At 72.0% G+C, this 14,839-nt stretch carries 13 protein-coding genes; 4 read left to right on the top strand and 9 right to left on the bottom strand.

Annotated features, from left to right (window positions below; genetic code table 11):
* Positions 1-3: 3 nt before the first annotated feature.
* From N8I86_RS10160 to N8I86_RS10145, 4 genes are all read right to left on the bottom strand, one after another.
* On the bottom strand, positions 4-1,008 hold the full coding sequence (locus N8I86_RS10160) for a CopD family protein (protein WP_263277614.1): 1,005 nt from the start codon (positions 1,006-1,008) through the stop codon (positions 4-6).
* Positions 1,009-1,108: 100 nt separating this feature from the next.
* Positions 1,109-2,485, bottom strand: coding sequence for a CoA transferase (locus tag N8I86_RS10155; RefSeq protein WP_263277613.1), 1,377 nt, complete (start codon positions 2,483-2,485; stop codon positions 1,109-1,111).
* Positions 2,486-2,558: 73 nt separating this feature from the next.
* Positions 2,559-4,076: a S8 family peptidase gene (locus tag N8I86_RS10150; protein ID WP_123438338.1), complete on the bottom strand. Its 1,518-nt coding sequence runs from the start codon at positions 4,074-4,076 to the stop codon at positions 2,559-2,561.
* A 75-nt stretch (positions 4,077-4,151) separates the two neighbouring features.
* Positions 4,152-5,678, bottom strand: a complete 1,527-nt coding sequence (locus N8I86_RS10145; protein ID WP_263277612.1) for a S8 family peptidase — start codon at positions 5,676-5,678, stop codon at positions 4,152-4,154.
* Positions 5,679-5,965: 287 nt separating this feature from the next.
* Here N8I86_RS10145 and N8I86_RS10140 point away from each other — a divergent pair, with 287 nt between their 5' ends.
* The 3 genes from N8I86_RS10140 (at position 5,966) to moaA (ending at position 9,109) form a co-directional block, all read left to right on the top strand.
* Complete coding sequence (locus N8I86_RS10140; RefSeq protein ID WP_073892284.1) at positions 5,966-6,319, top strand: DUF485 domain-containing protein; 354 nt, start codon at positions 5,966-5,968, stop codon at positions 6,317-6,319.
* Positions 6,316-7,941, top strand: coding sequence for a solute symporter family protein (locus N8I86_RS10135; protein ID WP_073892283.1), 1,626 nt, complete (start codon positions 6,316-6,318; stop codon positions 7,939-7,941). Before N8I86_RS10140 ends, N8I86_RS10135 begins: the two co-directional genes overlap by 4 nt.
* 178 nt (positions 7,942-8,119) lie before the next feature.
* Positions 8,120-9,109, top strand: a complete 990-nt coding sequence (gene moaA / locus N8I86_RS10130) for a GTP 3',8-cyclase MoaA (protein WP_073892282.1) — start codon at positions 8,120-8,122, stop codon at positions 9,107-9,109.
* An 8-nt stretch (positions 9,110-9,117) separates the two neighbouring features.
* Here moaA and N8I86_RS10125 read toward each other — a convergent pair whose 3' ends face one another.
* Positions 9,118-9,330, bottom strand: a complete 213-nt coding sequence (locus N8I86_RS10125) for a hypothetical protein (protein ID WP_185091425.1) — start codon at positions 9,328-9,330, stop codon at positions 9,118-9,120.
* A gap of 228 nt (positions 9,331-9,558) precedes the next feature.
* Positions 9,559-9,957 carry a DUF3099 domain-containing protein gene (locus N8I86_RS10120; RefSeq protein ID WP_073892280.1) on the bottom strand — a complete coding sequence of 133 codons (399 nt, stop codon included), beginning with the start codon at positions 9,955-9,957 and terminating at the stop codon, positions 9,559-9,561.
* A gap of 241 nt (positions 9,958-10,198) precedes the next feature.
* On the opposite strand from N8I86_RS10120, the gene N8I86_RS10115 reads away from it, so the two are divergent.
* Positions 10,199-10,480, top strand: a complete 282-nt coding sequence (locus N8I86_RS10115; RefSeq protein WP_073892279.1) for a GlsB/YeaQ/YmgE family stress response membrane protein — start codon at positions 10,199-10,201, stop codon at positions 10,478-10,480.
* A gap of 81 nt (positions 10,481-10,561) precedes the next feature.
* On the opposite strand, the gene tyrS is transcribed toward N8I86_RS10115, so the two are convergent.
* Genes tyrS through N8I86_RS10100 form a run of 3 tightly spaced genes read right to left on the bottom strand, consistent with a single transcriptional unit; the run spans position 10,562 to position 14,802 of the window.
* Complete coding sequence (gene tyrS, locus N8I86_RS10110) at positions 10,562-11,830, bottom strand: tyrosine--tRNA ligase (protein WP_123438342.1); 1,269 nt, start codon at positions 11,828-11,830, stop codon at positions 10,562-10,564.
* 57 nt (positions 11,831-11,887) lie between these two features.
* A complete protein-coding gene (locus N8I86_RS10105) occupies positions 11,888-13,282 on the bottom strand; it encodes a metallopeptidase TldD-related protein (RefSeq protein ID WP_073892277.1) in 1,395 nt (464 codons plus the stop codon).
* The gene (locus N8I86_RS10100; RefSeq protein ID WP_073892276.1) at positions 13,279-14,802 is read right to left on the bottom strand and encodes a TldD/PmbA family protein; all 1,524 of its coding nucleotides are present in this window, start codon (positions 14,800-14,802) and stop codon (positions 13,279-13,281) included. Before N8I86_RS10100 ends, N8I86_RS10105 begins: the two co-directional genes overlap by 4 nt.
* Between the last annotated feature and the right edge of the window lie 37 nt (positions 14,803-14,839).

Here is a 14,839-nt window from a genome sequence, read left to right as displayed (position 1 = left end):
CCGCTAGGACCAGCGGATCGGCAGCGGCAGCGCGGTGAGCAGTCCCGAGACCGCGACCACCGCGCCCAGCGCGGCCACCTCGGCCCGCGCGGGCGCGCACGCGGTCAGCGGATCGGCGGCCCGGCCGAGCCGGATCCGCGCCCACAGGGCGAGCACGGCGACGACGGCGACCAGGACCACCTTGGCCAGCAGGGTGCGTCCGTACGCCGTCGTCGTCAGCTGCTCCAGAACGGTGCCCGGCGGCATCCGGCGCAGCGCGCTGTACACGCCGGTCGCCGTGACGAGCGCGAGCAGCACGGCCGCCACGCGCGCGTAGCGGCCGAGCAGCGCCGCCCCGGCCGGGTGGCCGCGCCACAGCCGCAGGGTCCGCAGGGCGTGCGGCAGACCACCGGCCCACAGCGCCGCGCACGTCAGGTGCACCAGCGTCAGACCCGAGCCCGCCAGGGCACCGGACTCGCCGGCCGGGTGCGCGCGCAGCGCCTCGGCGACCACCACCGCGGCCAGTGGCCACACATGGGCGGCGCGGCGCCGCGCGAGCACCACCGCCAGCAGGAAGGCGTTCACCTCCAGCAGGGCCAGCCTGCCGTCCCGGGAGTCGTAGAGGCCGCCGACGTCGATCTGGCCCGGGCTGTGCGGGACCAGGTTGCCGGTGGACACCACCGTCGCCAGCGCCAGCGCGGCGAGCAGACCGGCCGTGTTCGCGAACCGCGCCCAGCTGCGCGGCACTTCGGGCGGAGCGCCGGGCAGCCGGCCGGCGAGCCGGTGCACGAACAGCTCGCCCAGGGACACCGACAGCGCCGCGAACAGCACCGCGCGCAGCAGGGCGATGCCGCCCACCCCGGGAGCGGCGGCCTCCCCGGTGCCGTGCAGCGCCGCCGACGGACCGAGCAGGGGGACCAGGGCGCCCAGGGCCACCAGGACCAGGAGGGCCGCGGCCCGGCGGGTGCCGTGCCGCCGGGCCGCGCCGTCCGCGCCGGTCGTCCCGCCGGCCGGTCGTATCAAGGTCACCCCACGATCTTCACCAGTCGCCGCAGAGCCGGGCAAGTCCGGGAAAACAACTGACGGTACGGCATTCCACCGATCCGTACGTTTCCGGCCGCCGGTGTGCTCACCGCCAGGCGGCCGCGTCCGAACCCCAGGGCACGGCGGGCCGGACCCAGTCGGCCGGGCCGCCCGTGAAGGACACCGGCGGCCGGGCGTACCGCAGCCGGCCGAGGGGGCTGTCCGTCTCGGCGAGCCAGGCGTCCGGGCCCGGGTACGGCGGGCCGGTCGCCGGCTCCGGCCGGATCCCGTCCGTCAGCCAGTGCGCGGTCCGGGCGAGGGCCAGCCGTACGCACCGGCCGTACCCGTCGTACGACTGCTCGGTCAGCGCCCGCAGGACGGCCGCCGCCAGCAGATAGCCGGTGCCGTGGTCCAGCACCTGCGCGGGCAGCGCGCCCGGCTTCCCGGCCGAGCCCTCGGTGACCGCGATGCCCGTCGCGACCTGGACCAGGCTGTCGAAACCGCGCCGGTCACCCCAGGGTCCGTACGCGCCCCACGCGGAGATCTGTGCCACGACCAGCCCCGGCCGCCGCGCGGCGAGCGCCCGCGGGGAGAGGCCGAACCGGTCGAGGGCGGCCGGCCGGTAGCCGGTGACCACGACGTCCGCCGAGGCGAGCAGTTCCTCGAACCGGTCCCGGCCGACGGCGAGATCGAGGGTCGCCGACCGCTTGCCGAAGCCCGTGTCAGCGTGCTGGTCGGGGAGTTCGGGCAGCCAGGGTGCGTCCAGGCGCAGTACGTCCGCGCCTAGCAGGGCGAGGGTGCGGGTGGCCACGGGTCCTGCGAGGACCCGGGTCAGGTCCAGTACGCGCAGGCCCGCGGCGGGCAGCAGCACGGCGGAGGCCGGATCGAGCGGAGGGAGCACGGGTGCGCGGGCCGTGTCCAGCCGTTCGCGCTCGACCAGCGGCCGGGCGCGGACCTCTGCGGACTGCTCGTGCGCCCGCCACCGGCCCGGGGTGCGCAGGGCCACGGCCAGGCCGCCCGCGCCGTGGACGGTCTCCTCCGCCTCCAGGGAGGGGAGTTTTGCGAACCGCGCGGCCACCTCGTCGGCCGGGGAGTCCTCGGTGAGGTTCAGCGCGGCGAGCAGCCGGGCCCGGTGGTGCGGGTAGTTGCCGTGGGTGCGCACCCAGCCGTCCGCCGTCCGCCAGAACCGGGACAGCGGTGCGAAGGCGACCGGGGCGCGCCCGTCGACCCGGAGCAGACGCTCGCTGTGGAAGGCGGCCGCGACCGCGCCGTCGTCGACCCGGACGGCGGGCGGGTCACCGAGTCCGGCCCGGCGGGCCGCCAGCTCGGCGGCGGCCAGCGCGCACGCGCCGACGCACGCCCGGGCGAGCTCCCGGACGGGAAGGCGCGCCGGGAGCGCGCCTTCCCGCTTGACGGTGGTGAGCCGTGCCGGGTGGGCGGGATCACCGCCCAGGGCGGACCATGCGTACTCGATAGCAGTCATGACTGCACTATGCAGTATTGACTCGATCAATATGTCTGTCGCGCGGTCCGCCCGCGGAACCGGGTGCCGGGATCTACCTGGTGACGGCGGCCAGTGCGTCCGCCGTGCCCCAGCCGTAGAAGCCGTTGCGGTTCTTCGACCCCTCGCACACCGCGTCGACCTTGCCGTCGCCGTTGATGTCGTACGGGTCGGTGCACGGCGTCGGGTTGGCCTCCGCGTACAGCAGCGCCTTCACCAGGGCCGCCGGGGCGTGCGGATGGGTCGACTTGATCAACGCGGCGACACCCACGACATGCGGCGTCGCCATCGACGTGCCGGCCATGTAGCCCCACTTGCCGCCCGGCAGCGGGCCCAGGATGAGACCGCTGGTCGCCGGGGGCTCCGGCTTCTGGTAGGCCGTCGAGTCACCGCCCGGCGCGGCGATGTCGATCACGCCGAGACCGTAGTTGGAGAAGGACGACTTCAGGCCCTTGGCGCCGGTCGAGGCGACCGTCACGACACCCGGCAGCTGGGTCGGTATGTCGTAGCACTGGTGCGGGTCGATCACCCGGTCCGACGGGGTGCCGTCGTTCGGGGACACCGGGTCGGTGATCGAGTCGGACGCGAGGTCGTAGCTCTCGTTGCCCGCCGCGGCGACGTTGACCGTGCCCTTCCGCTCCGCGTACCGCGAGGCCCGGGTGACGGCGTCCACGAGGGCCCGCTGGTCCGGGTCGTTCTTGCAGTTGAAGTACCACGGGTCGGTGTAATAGCTGTTGTTGGTCACGTCGACGTGGTGCTCGGCGGCCCACATGAAGCCGCAGACCACGGCCTCGGTGTAGAAGTACCCGTCCGGATTGGCGACCTTGATGCCCGCCACCTTGACGCCCGGCGCGACACCGGTGACGCCCACGCCGTTCTTCGCGGCCGCGATCTCGCCCGCCACGTGCGTGCCGTGCGGGCTCTCCGCCGCGCTCGGGCGCCACGACCCGTCCGTCGTGTCCGCCTTGCCCGACACGCAGTTGGCCGACGCCGCGCGGTCGAAGTTCGGCGCGATGTCCGGGTGGGTGTCGTCGACGCCCGTGTCGATGACGGCGACCGTGACGTCCGGGCTGCCCAGCGTCTTCTCGTGCGCCTTGTCCGCCTTGATGGCCGGCAGGTCCCACTGCAACGGCTCCAGCGGGTCCTGGCCGTCCGCCGCCTGCGCGTCGGCGACCTCCTCGGCGGTCAGCACCTTCGGTGTGCCCACGTCGGTGGTGGACTGGGCGGGCAGCGGCGCGTGGCGCGTGGCTCCCGCCGAGTCGACCCCGTGCACCTCGCGGATCTCCTTGGCGAAGTCCGGGTCGGCGGAGTGGACGACGATCACGCCGATCCGGTCGTAGGAGACCACCACCGAGCCGCCGGCCCGGGCGATCGCCTTCCGGACGTGGGCCGAGACCCCGTGTCCCGGGGCCACGTTGACGACGTAGCTGAGCGCGGGCCCGTCGGCGGTGGCCGCGGGAGCGTTGTCCGCGGCGGAGGCGGTGACGTCGGGCAGGAACGCGAGGGCCGTCGCCAGGGCCATTCCCACGGGGATCGCGAGGGCGCGGCGGTAGCGCTGCTTGGGCGCTGTCATTCAGTTCTCTCCAGTTCGTTCGCGGTACGAGCGTGCCGTGCGGGACGTCCTCGTCGTACGACGTCCACCCGCCGGCTACTTGACTGCACGCAGGGCGTCGACGATGCCGAACCCGTAGAAGCCGTTGACCCGCTTGCTGCCGACGCAGGTGGCGTCCACGACTCCGTCGCCGTTCCCGTCATAGGGGCCGGCCGGGCAGCCCGGGTTGTCCGCCTGGGCCTTCAGCAGCGCCTGCAGCTGGGCGGGAGTGGCGTGCCGGTGGGCGGACTTCAGCAGTGCGGCCACCGCGGCCACGTGCGGGGACGCCATCGAGGTGCCCTGCAGGAATCCGTACTGGTTGTTGGGCAGCGTGGACAGGATGCGCCCGTTCTTCGACGGGGTGTCCGGGATCTGGTACTTGTCGCCGCCCGGGCCCGCCACGTCGACGACGCCCTGTCCGTAGCTGGAGTAGTAGGACTTCGCGCCCTGCACGCCCACCGCGCTGACGGTCACCACACCGGGCAGCTGGGTCGGCACGTCGAAGCACTCGTGCGGATCGACCGTGCGGGGGGTCGCCGTCGAGTCGTCCGGGCTGGAGTCGTCCGTCAGCGAGTGCGAGTCGAGGTCGTCGTTGGAGTTGCCCGCCGAGGCCACGTTGAGCGTGCCCCTGTCCTGGGCGTACAGCTGCGCCCTGTTGACCGCGTCCACGATGGCACGTTGATCGGGGTCGTCCATGCAGTTGTACAGCCACGGGTCCACGTAGTAGCTGTTGTTGGTGATCTCGATGCCGTGGTCGGCGGCGAACACGAAGGCGCAGACCACGCTCTCCGGGTAGAACAGCGACGACGGGTCCGGCTGCGCGACGGTGATGCTCGCGACCTTCACCCCGGGCGCCACACCGGCCACGCCGACGCCGTTGCGGGCCGCCGCTATCTCACCGGCCACATGGGTGCCGTGGTAGTGGTCGGCGTCCACCGGCCGCCACGCGCCGTACGTCGTGTCCGGCTTGCCGCTCACACAGTTCGCCGACTGGGCGGCGGAGAAGTTCGGGGCGATGTCCGGGTGGGTGTCGTCGACGCCCGTGTCGATCACGCCGACGGTCACGCTCCTGCTGCCCGGGTCGATCCGCGCGGCCTTGTCGGCGCCGATCGCCCGCAGGTCCCACTGGTCCGCCTCCAGCGGCTCCTCGCCCGCCGCGGCGCCCTTCGCGAGCTTCGCGGCCTCCGCCTTGGACAGGACCTGGACCGCGCCCTCGTCCGTCGTACCCGCCGCGCTCAGCGGCGCCGTACGCGTGGCGCCCGCCGACTGCACGCCGCGCACCGCGCGCATGCGCGCACCGAAGTCCGGGTCCGCCGAATGGGCGACGATCACGCCGATCTTGTCGTAACTGACCACGACCTCGCCGCCGTTGAGGGCGATCGCGCGCAGTACCGAGGCGATCGTGCGGTGGTCCGTCCGGGTGTTGACCACGTACGCGAGATTCGTGCCGTCCGCCGCCCGCGCCGCCGCCGGCGCGGCGGGTGCCGCCGAGGCCGCCGCCGGCAGGAAGCCTAGCGAGGCGGTCAGCGACAGCACGACCGGCACGGCGAGCGCGAGCCGGCGTCTGGAACGCAGATGAGCCATGGGGTCTCCACATCATCCGAAAACGAAACCGCCCGAGACACAGGTGGTGCTCGGGCAGGTGCATGACGGGTGGTGCAGGCCGAAGCTATCTTCCACGCCCGATCTCCGAAAGAGTCCGACCGGCTTGAACCGCTCCGCGCGTGGCGCCGTGACCGTGGACAGGGGGCCCGAGCAGGATCGTGGCCCCCGCCGGAATCACACGGCGGAGTCGGAAGCTGACTTTCGGTAACGTGATCCCGATCCCGTGAGGTCCGACATCGCGCATGACCGTCACCCGAGGAGACTCCGTGGCCACCGAGACACCGCCCCCCGCGCGGGGGACCACACTTCCCTCCACCGAGGAGTTCACCGAGGTGCAGCAGAGCGCGGAGTTCGGTGAACTGCGCCGCGCCTACCGCTCCTTCGCCTTCCCGCTGACCGTCGCCTTCATCGCCTGGTACCTGCTGTACGTGCTGCTCTCCAGCTACGCGGGCGGCTTCATGGGCACCAAGGTGGCCGGCAACGTCAACGTGGCCCTCGTGCTGGGCCTCGCCCAGTTCCTGACCACCTTCCTCATCGCCTGGTGGTACGCGCGGCACGCCGCCGCCAAGCTCGACCCCAGGGCCGAGGCCATCAAGACCCGGATGGAGGGCGGCGCATGAGCCCCGCACAGCACACCCTGCTGGCCGCCGGAGAGGCGAGCGAGCACCGCACGCTGATCATCACGCTGTTCGCGGTGTTCGTCGCCGCGACCCTCGTCATCACCGTCTGGGCGGGCCGCCAGACCAAGGACGCGGCCGACTTCTACGCCGGCGGACGCCAGTTCACCGGCTTCCAGAACGGCCTCGCCGTCTCCGGCGACTACATGTCCGCCGCGTCCTTCCTCGGCATCGCCGGCGCCATCGCCCTCTTCGGCTACGACGGCTTCCTGTACTCCGTCGGCTTCCTGGTCGCCTGGCTGGTCGCCCTGCTCCTCGTCGCGGAGCCGCTGCGCAACTCCGGCCGCTACACGATGGGCGACGTACTGGCCTACCGGATGCGCCAGCGCCCGGTCCGCACCGCCGCCGGCACCTCCACCATCGTCGTCTCGATCTTCTACCTGCTCGCCCAGATGGCGGGCGCCGGCGTCCTCGTCTCGCTCCTGCTGGGCATCACCAGCGACGGCGGCAAGATCGGCATCGTCGCCCTCGTCGGCGTCCTGATGATCGTGTACGTCACCATCGGCGGCATGAAGGGCACCACCTGGGTGCAGATGGTCAAGGCCGTGCTGCTGATCATCGGCGCCCTGCTGCTGACCTTCCTGGTCCTGCTGAAGTTCGACTTCAACATCTCCGACCTGCTCGGCAGTGCCGCCGACAACAGCGCCAAGGGCTCCGCGTTCCTGGAGCCCGGTCTCAAGTACGGCGCCTCCGGCACCACCAAGCTGGACTTCCTCTCGCTCGGCATCGCCCTGGTCCTCGGCACCGCGGGTCTGCCGCACATCCTGATCCGCTTCTACACGGTCCCCACCGCCAAGGCCGCCCGCAAGTCCGTGATCTGGGCGATCGGCCTGATCGGCGCCTTCTACCTGATGACCCTCGCCCTCGGCTTCGGCGCCGCCGCACTGATCAAACCGGACGAGATCATCGCCTCCAACAAGGCGGGCAACACCGCCGCCCCCCTGCTCGCGCTGCACCTCGGTGGAGTGGACTCCAACTGGGGCGCCGTCCTGCTGGCCACCATCTCCGCGGTCGCCTTCGCCACCATCCTCGCGGTCGTCGCCGGCCTCACCCTGGCCTCCTCGTCCTCCTTCGCGCACGACATCTACGCGAACGTCATCAAGAAGGGGAAGGCCACCGAGAAGCAGGAACTGGGCGCGGCCCGCTGGGCCACGGTCGGCATCGGCGCCGTCTCCATCGTGCTCGGCGCCCTCGCCCGCGACCTGAACGTCGCCGGACTCGTCGCCCTCGCGTTCGCGGTCGCCGCCTCCGCCAACCTGCCGACCATCCTCTACAGCCTGTTCTGGAAGCGGTTCACCACCTCGGGCGCCCTGTGGTCGATCTACGGCGGCCTGGTCACCGCCGTCGGCCTGGTGCTGTTCTCCCCGGTGGTCTCCGGCAAGCCGACCTCGATGTTCCCCGACGTCGACTTCCACTGGTTCCCGCTGGAGAACCCCGGGATCATCTCCATCCCGGTCGGATTCCTGCTGGGCGCCGTGGGGACCTGGCTCTCGAAGGAGGTCCCGGACGCCGGCAAGTACGCCGAACTGGAGGTGCGGTCCCTGACCGGTACCGGAGCGCACTGAGCTTCGTACGGACGGCCGCGTCGTCCCGGACTGTACGGTCCTACGACGCGGCCGGGTCGTACCTCGTAAGATCGGGTCGCTGCCCGGTGTCGGCGGTGTCACGTAGGCTCGCAAGTGACGGGCGACATACCTCGCCCGTGAGGACCCTGCATGACCGGGAGAGAGGGAGGGGGCCCACGTGCTCATCGACACCTACGGCCGAGTGGCCACCGACCTGAGGGTCTCGCTGACCGACCGGTGCAATCTGCGGTGCACCTACTGCATGCCCGAGGAGGGGCTGCAGTGGCTGGCCAAGCCCGACCTGCTCACGGACGACGAGATCGTCCGCCTCATCGACATCGCGGTCCGCACGCTCGGCATCGAGGAAGTCCGCTTCACCGGCGGCGAGCCCCTGCTCCGCCCCGGGCTGGTCGGCATCGTCGAGCGCGTCGCCGCGCTCGACCCGCGCCCCCGGATGTCCCTCACCACCAACGGCATCGGCCTGCGGCGCACCGCGCCCGCCCTGAAGGCGGCGGGCCTGGACCGGGTCAACGTCTCCCTGGACACCCTCCGCCCGGACGTCTTCAAGACCCTCACCCGCCGCGACCGCCACAAGGACGTGCTCGAAGGCCTGGAGGCCGCCCGCGAGGCCGGCCTCACCCCGGTCAAGGTCAACTCGGTGCTGATGCCGGGACTCAACGCCGACGAAGCCCCCGACCTGCTGGCCTGGGCCGTCGAGCACGACTACGAACTGCGGTTCATCGAGCAGATGCCACTGGACGCCCAGCACGGCTGGAAGCGCGACGGCATGGTCACCGCCGGGGACATCCTCGACTCCCTGCGCACCCGCTTCGACCTCACCCCCGAGGGCGCCGACGAGCGCGGCTCGGCACCGGCGGAGCGCTGGCTCGTCGACGGCGGCCCGCACCGGGTCGGGGTGATCGCGTCGGTCACCCGCCCGTTCTGCGCGGCCTGCGACCGTACCCGGCTGACGGCCGACGGTCAGATAAGGACCTGCCTGTTCGCCACCGAGGAGACTGACCTTCGCGCCGCCCTGCGCTCCGGCGCCCCGGACGAGGAGATCGCCCGCCTCTGGCGGCTGGCGATGTGGGGCAAGAAGGCGGGCGCGGGGCTGGACGACCCCTCGTTCGTCCAGCCCGACCGGCCGATGTCCGCCATCGGCGGCTGACGAACCCGTCAGGGACGCGGGTCCTCCCACTCGCCGAGCAGGACGACGTCCTTCAGGAACCCGCGCACCCCGAGGAACTGCGACAGATGCTCGCGGTGCTCCTCGCAGGCGAGCCACGTCTTGCGCCGCTCCGGCGTGTGGATCTTCGGGTTGTTCCACGCCAGCACCCACACGGCGTCGACGCGGCATCCCTTGGCCGAACAGACAGGCGTCTCACTCACAGGGTCAGTCACTGGTTCCGTCTCGCAAAGCCCCCGGAAACAAGGCGACGCCGAGCAGCCACGGGGGGAGCTGCCCGGCGTCGGTCCGTCGCTCCGACGGGGGATGCGGAGCGCGTACGCAGTATGTCATGGGTCACCCGCCGCACGGCACCGGAACAGCATGATTGATCTGAGGTTTTCTTGAGCTTCCCGGGTGGCCGCGTTCCGCTTCCGCCACGTCGGCCATGGTCACACCGGGTCGGCCCGCTCGCCCCGCGTTCCGGCCGCCGGGTCCTCGGTCGCGCCCCCCGCGGCGGGCTCCGTCCGCTCGTCCTCACCGCGTGGCGCGTTGATCATCGGACGCGTGGGTGCCGTCACGAACGTGGAGGGCAGCGACGGCGGCCTCTCCCGGCCGGCGTTCGCGATCACTACGGCGACGTAGGGGAGGACGGCACCGAGCACCAGCGCCACGACGGCGACGTACCGCTCGACGTTCCACAGTGTCGCCGCGAGGATCACGGAGACCGTACGGATCGACATCGAGATCACGTACCGTCGCTGCCGGCCCCGCACGTCCTCGGCGAGCCCGGTCCGGGCCCCGGTGATCCGGAAGACCTGGGCGCTGCCGCCGTGCTGTTTCCGCGTCACATTCCACCATCCGCGCGCATCGGACTCACCCCGGGCCCGCACCGTCGTCACACCCGGCGGGGAACCGGCCCGGGCATCTCTTACCGTACGCCGCGCCCGCGCCGGCCACGAGACCGGGGCACCGCCCTGCCAGCGGGAACGCCAGGGGCCCGGACCCGTACGGGGGAGGCCGACATGCGCCGAACGGTGTACACAACCACACTGGCGGTAGTGCTCACGTCGAGCCGTACGAGGAGGAGCCATGGGCTGGTTGTGGGCGATCATCGTGGGATTCGTGCTGGGCCTGATCGCCAAGGCGGTCATCCCGGGCAAGCAGCACAGCCCTCTGTGGCTGACCACCATCTGCGGCATCCTGGGCGCCATCGCGGGCAACGCCATCGCCGGCGCCCTCGGCGTCGCGGAGACCCGGGGCATCGACTGGAGCCGGCACTTCTTCCAGCTCGTGGCCGCGATCATCATCGTCGCGCTCGTCGACGCCCTCTACATGGCGACGCTGGGTAAGAGGAAACAGCAGCGGGCCTGACCCGGCGGCACAGCTGTCGAGCGAGCCGGACCGTTACCGAGCGAGGGGCGCGCCTCCGTACGAGGCGCGCCCGTCGTCGTGCTAGGCGGGGACGACCTCCACCGCGGCGAGGTTCTTCTTCCCGCGGCGCAGCACCAGCCACCGTCCGTGCAGCAGGTCCTCCTTCGCCGGGACGGCGTCCTCGGAGGCGACCTTCACGTTGTTCACGTACGCGCCGCCCTCCTTCACCGTCCGCCGCGCGGCGGACTTGCTGGCGACGAGGCCGACCTCGGCGAGCAGGTCGACGACCGGGCCCAGCTCGGTGACCCGCACGTGCGGCACCTCGGAGAGCGCCGCGGCCAGCGTCGGGCCGTCCAGCTCCGCCAGCTCGCCCTGTCCGAACAGCGCCTTGGACGCCGCGACGACCGCCTCGGTCTGGCCGGCGCCGTGCACCAGCGTCGTCAGCTCCTCGGCGAGTGCGCGCTGCGCGGCCCGGGCCTGCGGACGCTCCTCGGTCTGCCTCTCCAGCTCCTCCAGCTCCTCGCGGGACCTGAAGGACAGGATGCGCAGGTACTTGGAGATGTCCCGGTCGTCCACGTTCAGCCAGAACTGGTAGAACGCGTACGGCGTCGTCATCTCCGGGTCGAGCCAGACGGCGCCGCCCTCGGTCTTGCCGAACTTGGTGCCGTCCGCCTTCGTCATCAGCGGGGTGGCGAGGGCGTGGACCTCGGCACCCGGCTCCAGCCGGTGGATCAGGTCGAGCCCGGCCGTGAGGTTCCCCCACTGGTCGCTGCCGCCCTGCTGGAGCGTGCAGCCGTGGCGGCGGTAGAGCTGGAGGAAGTCCATGCCCTGGAGGATCTGGTAGCTGAACTCCGTGTAGCTGATGCCCTGGTCGGACTCCAGGCGGCGGGCCACGGAGTCCTTCGTCAGCATCTTGTTGACACGGAAGTGCTTGCCGATGTCCCGCAGGAACTCGATCGCGGAGAGGTTCGCGGTCCAGTCGAGGTTGTTGACCATGACGGCCGCGTTCTCACCCTCGAAGGACAGGAACGGCTCGATCTGCGAACGCAGCTTGCCGACCCAGCCGGCCACCGTCTCCGGGTCGTTCAGCGTGCGCTCGGCGGTCGGGCGGGGGTCGCCGATCAGCCCCGTCGCACCGCCCACCAGCGCCAGCGGCCGGTGCCCGGCCTGCTGGAGCCGGCGCACGGTGAGCACCTGCACGAGGTGCCCCACGTGCAGGGACGGCGCCGTCGGGTCGAAGCCGCAATAGAACGTGACGGGACCGTCCGCGAGCGCCTTGCGCAAGGCGTCCTCGTCGGTGGACAGGGCGAACAGCCCACGCCACTTCAGCTCGTCGACGATGTCCGTCACGGTTCTCGTGTCTCCTCGGTGATCTTCGGGGCGGTCGGGTGACAGCCGACTACGAGGTTATACGCCCTGACTGACAGAGCTCATGTTGAAATCGGGGATCCGCAGCGCGGGCATCGCGGCCCGCGTGAACCAGTCGCTCCACTCCCGCGGCAGCGTCTTCTCCGTACGTCCGGCCTCCGCGGCCCGGCCCAGCAGCCCCACCGGGGACTCGTTGAACCGGAAGTTGTTCACCTGCCCGGTCACCTCGCCGTTCTCCACGAGGTAGACGCCGTCCCGGGTCAGACCGGTGAGCAGCAGCGTGGCCGGGTCGACCTCGCGGATGTACCACAGGCAGGTCAGCAGCAGTCCGCGCTCGGTGTCCGCGACCATCTGGTCCAGCGAGCGGTCACCGCCGCCGTCCAGGATCAGGTTCCCGAGCACCGGGGCGACCGGCAGTCCGGTCAGGCCCGCGCTGTGCCGGGTGGTGGTCAGGTGCTTCAGCACCCCCTCGTCGACCCACTCGGTCGCGTGCGTGGGCAGTCCGTTGTCGAACACCGACTGGTCGCCGCCGGAGGAGTGGGCGACCACGAAGGGCGGGCACTCCAGGCCCGGCTCGTTCGGGTCGCTGCGCAGGGTCAGCGGCAGCTCGCTCAGCTTCTCGCCGACGCGGGTGCCGCCGCCCGGCCTGGAGAACACCGTCCGCCCCTCGGCCGCGTCCCGGCCCGACGCCGACCACAGCTGGTAGATCAGCAGGTCGGCGACCGCGGTCGGCGGCAGCAGCGTCTCGTAGCGGCCGGCGGGCAGCTCCACGCGCCGCTCCGCCCAGCCCAGCCGTACGGCGAGCTCGGCGTCGAGCGCCCCCGGGTCGACGTCCTTGAAGTCCCGCGTGGACCGGCCGGCCCAGGCCGAACGGGTGCGGTCGGGAGACTTTGCGTTCAGCTCCAGCGTGCCGGTGGGCTGGTCGTGCCGCAGGCGCAGCCCGGTGGAGGTGCCGACGTACGTCGAGACCACCTCGTGGTTGGCGAAGCCGTACAGCTCCCGGCCACCCGCACGCGCGCGTGCGAACGCCTCGCCCAGCGCCGGGGCGAAGTCGGCGAACACCGCGGAGGAGGTCTCGGCGGGCGCGTCCGTGAAGTCCGGCGACTGCGGCACGCCGCCGACCAGCGGCTGCGCGTCCTCGGCCGGTCCGGCCCCGCGCGCGGCGGCCTCGGCGGCCCGCACCAGGGGCTCCAGCTCGTCCGCGGTGACCGCCGACCGGGACACCACTCCGGACGCGGTGCCCTCCTTGCCGTCCACGGTCGCGATCACGGTGAGCGTACGGCCGCGCGTCACGCCGTTCGTGGTGAGCGCGTTGCCGGCCCAGCGCAGGTTGGCGGTGGACTGCTCGTCCGCGATGACGACGCAGCCGTCGGCACGGGACAGCGCCAGGGCCTGCTCGACGATCTCGTGCGGCTTGTGGGTGCGGGCGCTCATCGACCGGCCTCCTGCGTGGTGTTGAGGATGTTGACGCCCCTGAAGAGCGCGGACGGGCATCCGTGGGACACGGCGGCCACCTGGCCCGGCTGGGCCTTGCCGCAGTTGAAGGCGCCGCCGAGGACATAGGTCTGCGGTCCGCCGACCGCCGCCATGGACCCCCAGAAGTCGGTGGTGGTCGCCTGGTAGGCCACGTCCTTCAGCTGCCCGGTGATCCGCCCGTTCTCGATCCGGAAGAAGCGCTGCCCGGTGAACTGGAAGTTGTACCGCTGCATGTCGATCGACCAGGACCGGTCGCCGACGACGTAGATGCCCCGGTCGACGCCCCCGATCAGGTCCTCGGTGGACAGCCCGGCGGGATCCGGCTGCAGGGAGACGTTCGCCATGCGCTGCACCGGCACATGGCCGGGGGAGTCGGCGAAGGCGCAGCCGTTGGACCGCTCGAACCCGGTCAGCCGCGCGATCCGCCGGTCCAGCTGGTAGCCGACCAGCGTGCCGTCCTTCACCAGGTCCCAGGACTGCGCCTCCACGCCCTCGTCGTCGAAGCCGACGGTCGCGAGGCCGTGCTCGGCGGTGCGGTCACCGGTGACGTTCATCAGCTCGGAGCCGTACTTCAGCTTGCCGAGCTGGTCGAAGGTGGCGAAGGAGGTGCCGGCGTAGGCGGCCTCGTAGCCGAGGGCACGGTCCAGCTCCGTGGCGTGCCCGATGGACTCGTGGATGGTCAGCCACAGGTTCGACGGGTCGACGACGAGGTCGTACAGGCCGGGGTCCACGCTGGGCGCGCGCATTTTCTCGGCGAGCAGTTCGGGGATCCGCTCCAGCTCGGCGTCCCAGTCCCAGCCCGTGCCGGTCAGGTACTCCCAGCCGCGCCCGGCCGGCGGCGCGACGGTCCGCATCGAGTCGAACTCACCGCTGGACTCGTCCACCGACACCGCGGTCAGCTCCGGGTGCAGCCGCACCCGCTGCTGGGTGGTGACGGTCCCGGCGGTGTCGGCGTAGAACTTGTTCTCGTGCACGGTGAGCAGCGAGGCGTCGACGTGGTCGACGCCGTTCGCCGCCAGCAGCCGGGCGCTCCACTCCGCCAGCAGCGCGGCCTTCTCCTCGGCGGGCACGGAGAACGGGTCGATCTCGTACGACGAGATCCACGTCCGCTCCGCGTGCACGGGCTCGTCGGCGAGCTCCACCAGCTCGTCCGACCCGGCCGCCCTGATCACCTGCGCGGAGAGCTTGGCCATGGCCACCGCCTGCGAGGCGACCCGCGCGGCGGCGTCCATGGTCAGGTCGACCCCGGACGCGAAGCCCCACGTACCGCCGTGCACGACCCGGACCGCGTACCCGAGGTCGGTGGTGTCCGACGAGCCGGCGGGCTTGGCGTCCCGCAGCCGCCAGGAGGCGCTGCGCACCCGCTCGAACCGGAAGTCCGCGTGCTCGGCCCCCAGCGCACGCGCGCGTGCGAGCGCGGCGTCGGCGAGGGCCCGTAGGGGAAGCGCCGTGAAGGCTTCGTCGATGGAATGGGGCACGGAGATCTCCCTGCTGTCGTGGCCTGTCGGCTCCGAT

It is taken from the genome of Streptomyces albidicamelliae, assembly GCF_025642175.1.
In the GTDB taxonomy this organism is placed as follows: domain Bacteria; phylum Actinomycetota; class Actinomycetes; order Streptomycetales; family Streptomycetaceae; genus Streptomyces; species Streptomyces albidocamelliae.
Note: the sequence above shows the minus strand (reverse complement) of the source record. Positions and strands in the feature narration are given on the sequence as shown.

Excerpts from the sequence above, each read along its gene's own strand:
- N8I86_RS10155 (WP_263277613.1), bottom strand. The coding sequence starts at position 2,485 with ATGACTGCTATCGAGTACGCATGGTCCGCCCTGGGCGGTGATCCCGCC.
- N8I86_RS10150 (WP_123438338.1), bottom strand. The coding sequence starts at position 4,076 with ATGACAGCGCCCAAGCAGCGCTACCGCCGCGCCCTCGCGATCCCCGTG.
- N8I86_RS10145 (WP_263277612.1), bottom strand. The coding sequence starts at position 5,678 with ATGGCTCATCTGCGTTCCAGACGCCGGCTCGCGCTCGCCGTGCCGGTC.
- N8I86_RS10135 (WP_073892283.1), top strand. The coding sequence starts at position 6,316 with ATGAGCCCCGCACAGCACACCCTGCTGGCCGCCGGAGAGGCGAGCGAG.
- N8I86_RS10115 (WP_073892279.1), top strand. The coding sequence starts at position 10,199 with ATGGGCTGGTTGTGGGCGATCATCGTGGGATTCGTGCTGGGCCTGATC.
- N8I86_RS10105 (WP_073892277.1), bottom strand. The coding sequence starts at position 13,282 with ATGAGCGCCCGCACCCACAAGCCGCACGAGATCGTCGAGCAGGCCCTG.